This window comes from Novosphingobium bradum (assembly GCF_042646485.1).
GTDB lineage: Bacteria > Pseudomonadota > Alphaproteobacteria > Sphingomonadales > Sphingomonadaceae > Novosphingobium > Novosphingobium bradum.
Genome location: NZ_JBHRTQ010000007.1, coordinates 677,345 through 688,173, shown reverse-complemented (window position 1 = coordinate 688,173; position 10,829 = coordinate 677,345). Strand labels below are relative to the sequence as shown.

Genomic DNA, 10,829 nt, shown 5'->3' with positions numbered 1-10,829 from the left:
TTCACTCCCTTGGCTGTCCCGCCAAGGTCGCGCCTGCCGCCCCGAAGGTCAACCGTTCCCGGTTTCAGCCATCAACGCGTTCGAGCCGGTCATCTTCCAGCAGGCGATAGAAGCAGGTCGCCGCGCCCGTGTGGCAGGCCGGACCGGCCGGCGTGCAGCGCAGGACCAGCGCGTCCTGGTCGCAGTCGACCAGGATCTGGTCGACGGTCAGCACATGGCCCGACGTTTCGCCCTTCATCCACAGCCGGCCGCGGCTGCGCGAGTGGAAGTGGGCCTTGCCGGTGCGCCGGGTGGCGGCCAGCGCTTCGGCATCCATGAAGGCCACCATCAGCACCCGGCCGCTGGCCGAATCGACCGCAACCGCGCTCATCAGGCCATTGCCGTCGAACTTCGGCATGAACACGCCGCCCTGTTCGCGCAGGGCATCATCGCTGGACATCGCGGAAAACTATCCTGTTGAGACAATCGTAACCAAGGTTTGTTGCACGATAACCACAACCCGTCACCAAAATCCATGGACGCCGCGCTTGGCTCTTTTCATTCGCGCCGATTCCATGAACACAAGCTGTGCAGACCAGCAATGGGATGCACCGCCAAGCCGGCGGCGCCAAGCAAGAGCGCCATGGTTCAGGGGTGGAAAAAGCAGCAGTGCCAGCCACGTAGCGAGGCACGCCGCACATGAGGGATCGGGCCAGGCGATCGTGGGGGCGATCGCCGAACTGCGCCAAGCAGGGTCCAACGGTTTCGTCACGAGGGCGCCCGGAACTTCGGTTCCGGGCGTTTCCTTTTTCAGCCGAATGGCCCGCCTCGCCCTGGTCCTGTCACCCTCAGGCGTGATCCAGGGCCTCATTCAGAACCCGCGAGAAACAGGCCACCACCACCCGCTTCGCTCCGGCCCGCTTGAGCACGCGCACGCAGGCCTCGGTCGTCGCCCCGCTGGTCAGCACGTCATCCACCAGCACCACATCGGCTCCGCGCAACTGGGCCGCGCGGCGCGGGTTCACCGCGATCGCGCCGGCCAGCGCCCGTTCGCGCGCCCTGGCCCCCAGCCCGCCCAGCACCGGCGTGGCCTTGCGCCGCACCAGCCCATCGACCACCAGCGCCGCGCCCCGTTCGCGCGCGATCGCCGCGCCCAGCAGGGCCGATTGGTTGTAGCCGCGCGCCCACAGCCGCCAGCGATGGAGCGGCACCGGCACCACCAGCCAGCCCGCGCCCGCCTGCGGCAGGCCGGGATGCATCAACCGCGCGGCCATCAGCCGGCCCAGGAACGGCGCGAGCGCCACCCGCCCGCCGCGCTTGAAGGCCAGCACCAGCCGCCGCGCCGGCTCGTTGTAGAGCGTGGCCGCCGCGATCCCGTCGTGAACCGGCGGCTCGGCCAGGCACGGCGCGCAGACCGCGCCTTCCGGCACGCCTTCGCCAAACGGGCGCTGGCACTTGGCGCAGGCCGGATCAGCCGGGATCGCCATCGCCCCCCAGCACTCGGCGCAGAGCCCCACCTGCTCGGCCAGCGGCGCCCCGCACAGCGGACAGCGTGGCGGGAAGAACAGATCGACGACCGGAGCGATGGCGGCAGGCACTTGCATGGGCTCCAGCATACGATTGCCGCCGCCCCCGGCAAGAGAAGCCTTGCCCCGCAGCCGAGTGCCGACCTATCCGGCGCACATGGCTAGCACCCCGCCGCAGATCTTTGCCCCCCAGCGCCGCGCCGCGATCCACCGCCGCATGGCCACGCTGCAACAGGCGCCCGACGCCGCGCGCTACCTCCACGCCGATATCGCCGAAGATACGGTGGAGCGGCTCGGCTTCCTGCGGCACCAACCGGGCCGCGTGCTGGTGCTGGGCGATGCCGGCGGCACTCTTGCCAGCGCGCTTGGCCCGACCGGCGCCGAACTTGTCGCGCCCCCGCCCGCCTTCTCGCTCGAACAGCCCTGGCCGATCGGCGGGTTCGACCTGATCGTCGCCGCGCTGGCCTTAGATACAACCAACGACCTCCCCGGCGCGCTCGTCCACGCGCGCATGGCCCTGGCGCCGGGTGGCCTGCTGCTGGCAACCCTGCTGGGCGCCGGCAGCCTGCCGGCCCTGCGCGCGATCATGCTCGCCGCCGATGCCGACCGGCCCAGCCCCCGCCTTCATCCCCAGATTGATGTTCGCGCCGGGGCGCAATTGCTCCAGCGGGCGGGCCTCGCCGATCCGGTAGCCGACAGCCGCAGCCTGACCGTGCGCTTCTCCAGCTTGCCGCGCCTGGTGGGCGACCTGCGCGAACAGGGGCTGTCCTCGGCCCTCGTGCGCGGCGGCCCGCCACTCACCCGCGCCGCCCACCGCCGCGCGCTCGGCGCCTTCACGGAACGCGCCGAGGCCGATGGCAAGGTGACCGAACGCTTCGAACTGCTCACCCTTTCGGGCTGGCTGCGCGGCTAGGGCTATTTGCCCAAAGCCGCCTGCGCCGCCGCCAACCGCGCGATCGGCACGCGATAGGGCGATGCCGAAACGTAATCGAGCCCCAGCCCCTCGCAGAAGTCGATGCTGGCCGGATCGCCGCCATGTTCGCCGCAGATGCCCAGCTTGAGGTCGCCTCGCGTGGCCCGGCCGCGCTCGGCGCCCAGCCGGATCAACTGGCCCACGCCCTCGATATCGAGGCTGACGAAGGGATCGCGCGGGTAGATCCCCTGCTCCACGTAAGGGGTCAGGAACCGCCCGGCATCGTCGCGGCTCACGCCCAAGGTCGTCTGCGTCAGGTCGTTGGTGCCGAACGAGAAGAACCGCGCCTCCTCGGCGATCTCGCCGGCCATCAGCGCGGCGCGCGGCAGTTCGATCATCGTGCCGACCAGGTAATCGAGCCTGCGGCCCTGTTCCGCGAAAACCTCTCCGGCAACCCGGTCCACCAGTTCGCGCAGGATCTGCAACTCGCGCCGCGTGCCCACCAGCGGGATCATCACCTCGGGCACCACGGCCGCGCCGCTTGCCGTCGAAACCTCGCAGGCCGCCTCGAAGATCGCGCGGGCCTGCATTTCGTAGATCTCGGGATAGGTGATCCCGAGGCGACAGCCGCGATGGCCCAGCATCGGGTTGAACTCGTGCAGTTCCTCGGCCCGGCGGCGCAGGGTATCGGCGCCGATGCCGATCGTGGCGGAAAGCTCGGCAAATTCGGCATCGCTATGCGGCAGAAATTCGTGCAGCGGCGGATCGAGCAAGCGGATGGTCACCGCCAGCCCAGCCATGATCTCGAACAATTCGCGGAAATCGGCGCGCTGTTCGGGCAGCAGCTTGGCCAGGGCGGCACGGCGGCCGCCCTCGTCCTCGGCCAGGATCATCTGGCGCACCGCGCTGATCCGGTCGGCCTGGAAGAACATATGCTCGGTCCGGCACAGGCCCACGCCCTCCGCGCCGAACTGGCGGGCGATCCGGCAGTCCTCCGGGGTCTCGGCATTGGCGCGAACCTTCATCCGGCGATACTTGTCGGCCATGCCCATCAGCACGGCAAAATCGCCGACCAGCTCCGGCTCCACCGTAGGCACGGCCCCGGCGATGATCGCCCCGGTCGATCCATCGAGCGTGATCACGTCGCCTTCCACCAGGTTGCGGTGGCCGATCCGCAGGGTGCGGGCGGCAAGATCGATCGAAACCGCCGAGCAGCCCGAAACGCACGGCCGGCCCATGCCGCGCGCCACCACGGCGGCGTGACTGGTCATGCCCCCGCGCGCGGTCACGATGCCCTTGGCCGCGTGCATCCCGTGGATATCCTCGGGGCTGGTCTCGGTCCGCACGAGGATCACCGCCTCGCCGCGCTCGGCGCGCTTTTCCGCCGTATCCGCATCGAGCACGATCGCGCCCGAAGCCGCGCCGGGGCTGGCCGGCAGGCCATAGGCCAGCACGTCGCGCGGGGCGGCAGGATCAAGCGTGGGGTGGAGCAACTGGTCGAGCGCCATGGGATCGACCCGGCGGATCGCGGTGGCCTCGTCGATCAGCCCCTCGGCCACCATGTCGACCGCCATCTTGAGCGCGGCCTTGGCCGTGCGCTTGCCCGAACGGGTCTGGAGCACGAACAGCCGCCCGCGCTCCACGGTGAACTCGATGTCCTGCATATCGCGGTAATGCCGCTCCAGCAGGTCGAACACCTGGGCCAGCTCGGCATAGACCTGCGGCATCGCCTCTTCCATCGAGGCCAGCTTGGCATTGGCCCGCTCACGCGCGGCGCGAGTCAGGTATTGCGGGGTGCGGATGCCGGCGACCACGTCCTCGCCCTGGGCGTTGATCAGGAACTCGCCGTAATAGGCCCGCTCGCCGGTGGCCGGATCGCGGGTGAAGGCCACGCCCGTGGCGCTGGTCTCGCCCATGTTGCCGAACACCATGGCCTGGACGGTGACCGCCGTGCCCCAGTCCGCCGGAATGGCATTGAGGCGCCGGTAGACCTTGGCCCGCTCCGACTGCCAGGATGCGAACACCGCCGCGATCGCGCCCCACAGCTGGGCCTGCACGTCCTCGGGGAAATCGGCCCCGGTCTCGCGCTTCACGATCTGCTTGTATTCGCTGACCAGTGCCTGCCAATGCTCGGTCGACAGGTCCAGATCGGCGTGGAAGTCATTGTCTTCCTTGACGATCTCCAGCGCATCTTCAAACAGGTGATGCGGCACGCCCAGCACCACGTCGCCATACATCTGGATGAACCGGCGATAGGAATCCCAGGCGAACCGCTCATCGCCCGAACCGGCGGCCAGCCCGACCACGGTCGCATCGTTGAGCCCGAGGTTGAGCACCGTGTCCATCATGCCCGGCATGGAAACCCGCGCGCCCGAACGCACCGAAACCAGCAGCGGATCAGCCGGATCGCCAAAGCGCTTGCCGGTGGCCTGCTCGATCCCGGCCACGGCAGCGGCCACGGCCTCGGCAATGCCGGCGGAGAAGTCGCCCTGGGCCAGGTAGCGCAGGCATTCCTCGGAGGAGATGGTGAAGCCCGGCGGCACCGGCAGCCCGATCGAGGCCATCTCGGCCAGGTTCGCGCCCTTGCCGCCCACCACGGCCTTGTCCCGCGCCCGCGAATCGCTGTTGGCTGCGCCGGCACCGAAACTGAATACGTATGCAATCACGCCCAAGTCCTCCCAATTCCGCGGTTTCACCAGCGGTCAGCTTATCCTTCGATGCGCGAGAAGTCGGCTACGTTGTGCACTGCGGCGCGGAAACGTGCAAGCAAATCCAGACGGAAGGCCCGCTTGTTCGCATCTGCGTCATTGACGGTGACCTGGTCGAAGAAGGCATCGATGGGGCCGCGCAGCGCCGCCAGCGCGGCCATGGCCCCGGCGAAATCCTCGGCCCCGACGGCTGCCTTCGCCGCCGGTTCCGCCCGGTCCAGCGCGGCGACCAGCGCGGCCTCGGCCGGCTCCAGCGCGTGCCCGGCCTGATGCATCAGCGCCCCGCGCGCCGCGGCCACCGCGCGCATATCGGGATCATCGACGTTCGACATCGGATCCTCGTCGCCCGAACGCGGAATTCGGGCCTCCACGCCCTGCCAATCCTCCTTCTTGAGGATATTGGCCGCACGCTTGTAGCCGGCATGGAGATTGGCCCCGTCCTCGGTGGCGACGAACGCCTGCAAGGCATGGACCCGCGCCAGCAGGCGCACCAGATCGTCCTCCCCGCCCAGCGCGAACACCGCGTCGATCAGGTCGTGCCGAACACCGGCTTCCTTTTGCTGGACCTTCAGACGGTCAGCGAAGAAGGCAAGGACATCGCCTTCCCCGATCCCGAACCGCAGGCCATTGGCCATGACGATCTGAATCATCCCCAGCGCCGCGCGGCGCAGGGCGAAGGGATCCTTGGAGCCGGTGGGCTTCTCGTCGATGGCGAAGAAGCTGCGGATCGTATCCAGCTTGTCCGCCAGCGCCACGGCCACGGTCACCGGCGCGGTGGGCACCTCGTCGCCCTGGCCGACCGGCTTGTAGTGATCGCGGATCGCATCGGAAACCGCATCGCCCAGACCTTCGGCGCGGGCATAATAACCACCCATAAGTCCTTGAAGTTCAGGAAATTCCCCAACCATCTCGGTAACCAGGTCGGCCTTGCACAGTTCGGCGGCCTTGCGGGCGAGAGCCGGATCGCAATTCGGCACAATCCCTTCGCTTGCCAGCCACTCGGCCAGCCGGGCCACCCGCTCGACCTTGTCGGCCACGGTACCCAGCTTTTCATGGAAGGTGATCCGGCCCAGCTTTTCGCCATGGACCGAGAGCGCCGTCTTGCGGTCCTGCTGCCAGAAGAACCGGGCATCCGAAAGCCGCGCGGCCAGCACCTTGCGGTTGCCGGCAACGATCCCCGCGCCCCCGTCGCTCGCTGCGATGTTCGCGGTGCAGACAAAGGCATTGGCCAGCTTGCCGGCACTGTCGCGGCAGATGAAATATTTCTGGTTGGTGCGCGCGGTCAGCTGGATCACTTCGGGCGGCACTTCGAGATAGGCCTCGTCGAAGCGGCCCAGCAGCGGCACCGGCCATTCGGTCAGCCCGGCGTTCTCGATCACCAGCCCTTCATCGTCGACCAGCGTGAGGCCCGCCGCCAGGGCCGCGGCCCGCGCCATCTCGCGCACCATGCCTTCGCGCTCCGCATGATCGACCAGCACGTGGCAGGCGCGCAGCTTCTCCACATAGTCGTCCGCGCCACCGATGGTGATCTCGCCGGGATGGTGGAAGCGGTGGCCCAGCGTGGCATAGCCCGAACGGACCCCGCCCACTTCGCAAGGCACCAGTTCCTCGCCCAGGATGGCGACGATGCTGGAAAGCGGGCGCACCCAGCGCAGGCTTTCGGTGGAGAGCGACGCCTTGCCCCAGCGCATGGATTTCGGCCACAGAAAGGCGCGGCAGATGGCGGGAATGGCCTCGGCCAGCACGTCCCTGGTCGCCCGGCCGGGCTTTTCGGTAACGGCAAACAGCACGCCGCCGCGTTCCACCAACTGGTCCTGGGTCAGCCCGGTCTTCCGCAGGAAGCCTTCCAGCGCCTGCGGCGGCGCGCCGACCTTGGGGCCTTTGACTTCCTCCGAGACCGCCGCCGTCGCCTGCGGCAGCCCGCGCGCGATCAGCGCGAGGCGGCGCGGCGTCGAATAGACGGTCAGCTCGCCCAGCGAAACGCCGGCGGCCTGCATCTGCTCGCGGAAAAGCTTTTCAAGGCTGGCCCGCGCGCCGGCCTGCATCCGGGCCGGGATTTCTTCCGAGCGCAGTTCGAGAAGGAAATCGCTCACAGGCTCCACTCCGGATACTTGGCCGCCCAGGCGTCCTTGTTCACCTCGATCCACGATTGGCACGAACCCTTGGCCAGATCGCGCACCCGGCCGATGTAGCTGGCCCGTTCCTGCACCGAGATCACCCCGCGCGCCTGCAGCAGGTTGAACAGGTGGCTGGCCTCGATCGCCTGGTCATAGGCGGCGAGCGGAACATTGGCCGCGATGCAGCGCTGGCACTCGGCCTCGGCCTTGGCGAAACCGTCGAACAGGGCAGTGGTGTCGGCCACCTCGAAATTGTACTTCGACATCTGGCGCTCGTTCTCGAGGAACACCTCGCCATAGGTCGTGCCGGCATTGTTGAACTTGAGGTCGTAGACCCAGTCCACGCCCTGGATGTACATCGCCAGACGCTCCAGCCCGTAGGTCAGCTCGCCCGCCACCGGCTTGCAGTCAAACCCGCCAACCTGCTGGAAATAGGTGAACTGGGTCACCTCCATCCCGTCGCACCAGACTTCCCAGCCCAGCCCCCAGGCGCCCAGCGTCGGGCTTTCCCAGTCGTCCTCCACGAAGCGGATGTCGTGGGCCAGCGGGTCCACGCCGATCGCGGCCAGGCTCTTGAGGTAAAGCTCCTGGAGGTTTTCCGGGTTGGGCTTCAGGATCACCTGGTACTGGTAATAGTGCTGGAGCCGGTTCGGGTTCTCGCCATAGCGCCCATCGGTGGGCCGCCGGCTCGGCTGGACATAGGCCGCGCTCCACGGCTCCGGCCCCAGCGCGCGCAGGGTGGTGGCGGGGTGAAAGGTGCCCGCGCCCATCCGCATATCGTAGGGCTGGAGGATGAGGCAGCCCTGCTCGCTCCAGAAGGCGTGGAGACGCAGGATCATGTCCTGAAAGGACAGGGGGGCGCCGGTCTTGCTGATAGCAGTCTCGCTCATAAGGGCGCCGCTTTGGCCGATGGCCGCGGCCAAATCAACCTCGCGGAACCGCCCGGCGTCCGCTCCCGGCGCGATTTCGTTCATCGAATGGCAGGGAAGCAGCCTATAGGCCGGCGCTCATGACGCGCCTCATCAAGCTCTTCGCCCTCATCCTCGCGCTGCTGGCCGGCTGGACCGTCCCGGCCTTGGCCGAAGTCCCCGCCGCCGCGCCGGCCGCCACCACCCCCGCCAGACCCGCGCTGTGGAAGATCGCCGACGCCGATACCACGATCTGGCTGTTCGGCACGATCCACGCCCTGCCGGCCGGGGTCGAGTGGTTCGAAGGCCCGGTCGCCGCCGCGATCAAGGGCGCCGACCAGCTCGTCACCGAAATCCCCGAAACCCCGCAGGACCAGATGAAGGCCGCCGTCCTCCAGAACGCGCTGCTGCCTGAGGGCAAGAGCCTGCGCGCCCTGCTGGCGCCGGCCACCCGCGCGAAATTCGAGCGCGCGCTCACCAAGTACGGCCTGCCGGTCGAGGCTTTCGACCGGTTCGAGCCGTGGTATGCCGCCGTCGCCCTCACCGCCCTGCCGCTCGCCCAGAGCGGCTATTCACCCGATAACGGCGTGGACGAGCGGATCGGCGCCGAAATGAAGCGCCTTGGCCGCGCCCGCATCGGCCTCGAAACCGCGCAGGACCAGTTCCGGATGTTCGCCGGCCTGCCCATGGCGGTCCAGAAGCGCTACCTTGCCGAGGTGCTCGACGGGATCGGCACCATGAACGAGGAACTCGCCGCGATCGTGCGCGAATGGACCGCCGGCAGCCCCGAACGCCTCGCCGCCCTGCTCAATGCCGACGAGGATGATCCGCACATGGTCAAAGCCCTGCTGACCGATCGCAACAAGACCTGGGCCGCCTGGCTCCAGAAGCGCCTCGCCCAGCCGGGCACGGTGTTCGTCGCGGTTGGCGCGGGGCATCTGGCCGGCAAGGATTCGGTGCAGGATGTCCTCGCCCGCGCCGGGCTGGCCGTCACCCGCGTGCAATGATGGGCCTGCAATGATGGGCCGGCTTGGCGTCATCCTCGCGGCGGCCCTGGCCCTCGCCGGCTGCGCCCGCCCGCTCCCCGCCGATCCGGCGCTGTGGGAGGTGACCGGCCCCCATGGCGAGCGCGCCTGGCTGTTCGGCACGATCCACGCGCTGGCCCGTCCGGTCGCCTGGCAAAGCCCCGGGGTCGCCGCCGCGCTCAACCAGGCCGACAGCCTGACGCTTGAAATCGCCGCGATCGACGATGATAGCCACACCGCGCAGGTCTTTGCCGCCAAGGCCGCCAGCCCCGGCCTGCCGCCGCTCGGCCAGCGCCTTCCGCCCGCGCTGCGCCCCGCCCTCGCCGCCCTGCTCAAGGCGCAAGGCCTGGCCGAAGCGCGCTTCGCCCAGACCGAAACCTGGGCCGTCGCACTCACTCTCGCGCAAGGGCAGATGCGCGGCCTCGATCCGGCCAACGGGGTGGACCGCGCGCTGGTCAGGGCCCGCCCGAACCTGCCCCGCCTCGAACTGGAAGGCGCCGAGGCGCAGCTGGCGATCTTCGATACCCTGCCCGAGGCCGAACAGCGCGATCTCCTCGCCGCTGTGGTCCGCGATGCCGGCCAGCCCGATGACGAGGCCCGGATCGCCGATGCCTGGCGCCAGGGCGACATGGCCGCCATCGCCAGCGCCACCCACCAGGGGCTGCTGGCCGATCCCGAACTGCGCGAAGCGCTCTATGCCGCGCGCAACCGGGCCTGGGCCGGCAAGCTCGAAGCCCTGCTGCGCGGCCGGCGCCACCCCTTCGTCGCGGTCGGCGCGGCGCACCTCGCGGGGGCCGACGGGATCCCCGCCCTCCTCGCCGCGCGCGGCTGGCAGGTCCGGCGGGTCGAATAGGGGCATTTCCCTTGCCTTGCGGGCACAATCCCGCTAACGGCCCGCGCTTCCCGTCATGGTCATCCCTGGAGGCGTGGCGGGAGAAAACGATCATTTCACGCATTCGAAAGGCAAGAGCATGAGCGAAACGCTTACCCTGCCGGCCGAGGCGCGCGATCGGGTTGGCAAGGGAGCCTCCCGCAGTCTGCGCCGCACTGGCCGTGTCCCCGCAGTCGTCTATGGTGAAAACCAGGCGCCGCAGAGCATTCACGTCGAAGAGAAGGAACTGCGTCGCCAGCTCGGCACCGGTCACTTCTTCAACTCGATCGTCGAGATCGTGGTTGGCGGCGAGACCGTTCGCACCCTGCCTAAGGACGTGGCCTTCCACCCCGTTTCGGATCGCCCGCTTCACGCGGACTTCCTGCGTATTTCGGCGGACCACAAGGTTCACGTGAACGTGCCGGTGGTCTTCGCCAACGAAGCAGCCTCGCCGGGCCTGAAGCGTGGCGGCGTGCTCAACATCGTGCTGCACGATCTCGACCTGGTCTGCGCGCCCGATGCGATCCCCGATGAAGTGGTGATCGATGTCACCGGCCTCGAAGTCGGCGCCTCGATCCACCTGCACAACGTCGATCTGCCGGCCGGCGTCACCGCCGCCCACGCCGATCGCGACGATACCATCGCCACCATCGTTGCCCCCTCGGGCCTCCGCAGCGAAGAAGGCGACAACAGCAAGACCGAAGGCGCCTGAGCCTCTTCGGTTGACGGGGGCGGCCAGCCCGCCCCATCAGAAAGCCGGGCCGCAGCGATGTGGCCCGGCT

The 10,829-nt window shown here is 68.9% G+C and carries 9 protein-coding genes; 4 read left to right on the top strand and 5 right to left on the bottom strand.

Annotation, left to right across the window (positions count from 1 at the left end):
• Nucleotides 1-64 precede the first annotated feature (64 nt).
• Nucleotides 65-439 carry a phosphoribosyl-AMP cyclohydrolase gene (gene hisI / locus ACFOD9_RS09140; protein ID WP_379509775.1) on the bottom strand — a complete coding sequence of 125 codons (375 nt, stop codon included), beginning with the start codon at nt 437-439 and terminating at the stop codon, nt 65-67.
• Nucleotides 440-827: 388 nt separating this feature from the next.
• Nucleotides 828-1,583 carry a ComF family protein gene (locus ACFOD9_RS09135; RefSeq protein ID WP_379509774.1) on the bottom strand — a complete coding sequence of 252 codons (756 nt, stop codon included), beginning with the start codon at nt 1,581-1,583 and terminating at the stop codon, nt 828-830.
• Nucleotides 1,584-1,662: 79 nt separating this feature from the next.
• Here ACFOD9_RS09135 and ACFOD9_RS09130 point away from each other — a divergent pair, with 79 nt between their 5' ends.
• Nucleotides 1,663-2,418, top strand: coding sequence for a methyltransferase domain-containing protein (locus ACFOD9_RS09130; protein ID WP_379509773.1), 756 nt, complete (start codon nt 1,663-1,665; stop codon nt 2,416-2,418).
• A gap of 2 nt (nt 2,419-2,420) precedes the next feature.
• Here the strand turns inward: ACFOD9_RS09130 and ppdK are convergent, their stop codons facing one another.
• Genes ppdK through ACFOD9_RS09115 form a run of 3 tightly spaced genes read right to left on the bottom strand, consistent with a single transcriptional unit; the run spans nt 2,421 to nt 8,133 of the window.
• Nucleotides 2,421-5,084 carry a pyruvate, phosphate dikinase gene (gene ppdK, locus ACFOD9_RS09125; RefSeq protein ID WP_379509772.1) on the bottom strand — a complete coding sequence of 888 codons (2,664 nt, stop codon included), beginning with the start codon at nt 5,082-5,084 and terminating at the stop codon, nt 2,421-2,423.
• Nucleotides 5,085-5,125: 41 nt separating this feature from the next.
• Nucleotides 5,126-7,219 (bottom strand): glycine--tRNA ligase subunit beta, encoded by a 2,094-nt coding sequence (gene glyS, locus ACFOD9_RS09120; RefSeq protein WP_379509771.1) that lies wholly within the window; start codon nt 7,217-7,219, stop codon nt 5,126-5,128.
• Nucleotides 7,216-8,133: a glycine--tRNA ligase subunit alpha gene (locus ACFOD9_RS09115; protein WP_379509770.1), complete on the bottom strand. Its 918-nt coding sequence runs from the start codon at nt 8,131-8,133 to the stop codon at nt 7,216-7,218. Before ACFOD9_RS09115 ends, glyS begins: the two co-directional genes overlap by 4 nt.
• A 119-nt stretch (nt 8,134-8,252) precedes the next feature.
• Between ACFOD9_RS09115 and ACFOD9_RS09110 the strand changes: the two genes are divergently transcribed.
• From ACFOD9_RS09110 to ACFOD9_RS09100, 3 genes are all read left to right on the top strand, one after another.
• Nucleotides 8,253-9,158: a TraB/GumN family protein gene (locus ACFOD9_RS09110; RefSeq protein WP_379509769.1), complete on the top strand. Its 906-nt coding sequence runs from the start codon at nt 8,253-8,255 to the stop codon at nt 9,156-9,158.
• A gap of 10 nt (nt 9,159-9,168) precedes the next feature.
• The gene (locus tag ACFOD9_RS09105; protein WP_379509768.1) at nt 9,169-10,029 is read left to right on the top strand and encodes a TraB/GumN family protein; all 861 of its coding nucleotides are present in this window, start codon (nt 9,169-9,171) and stop codon (nt 10,027-10,029) included.
• A gap of 118 nt (nt 10,030-10,147) precedes the next feature.
• Nucleotides 10,148-10,759: a 50S ribosomal protein L25/general stress protein Ctc gene (locus ACFOD9_RS09100; protein ID WP_379509767.1), complete on the top strand. Its 612-nt coding sequence runs from the start codon at nt 10,148-10,150 to the stop codon at nt 10,757-10,759.
• Nucleotides 10,760-10,829: the final 70 nt, after the last annotated feature.

Bases quoted from the DNA above. Each gene is read 5' to 3' on its own strand.
- ACFOD9_RS09135 (WP_379509774.1), bottom strand. From the start codon at position 1,583: ATGCAAGTGCCTGCCGCCATCGCTCCGGTCGTCGATCTGTTCTTCCCG.
- ACFOD9_RS09130 (WP_379509773.1), top strand. From the start codon at position 1,663: ATGGCTAGCACCCCGCCGCAGATCTTTGCCCCCCAGCGCCGCGCCGCG.
- ACFOD9_RS09100 (WP_379509767.1), top strand. From the start codon at position 10,148: ATGAGCGAAACGCTTACCCTGCCGGCCGAGGCGCGCGATCGGGTTGGC.
- ACFOD9_RS09110 (WP_379509769.1), top strand. From the start codon at position 8,253: ATGACGCGCCTCATCAAGCTCTTCGCCCTCATCCTCGCGCTGCTGGCC.
- hisI (WP_379509775.1), bottom strand. From the start codon at position 439: ATGTCCAGCGATGATGCCCTGCGCGAACAGGGCGGCGTGTTCATGCCG.
- ACFOD9_RS09105 (WP_379509768.1), top strand. From the start codon at position 9,169: ATGATGGGCCGGCTTGGCGTCATCCTCGCGGCGGCCCTGGCCCTCGCC.
- ACFOD9_RS09115 (WP_379509770.1), bottom strand. From the start codon at position 8,133: ATGAGCGAGACTGCTATCAGCAAGACCGGCGCCCCCCTGTCCTTTCAG.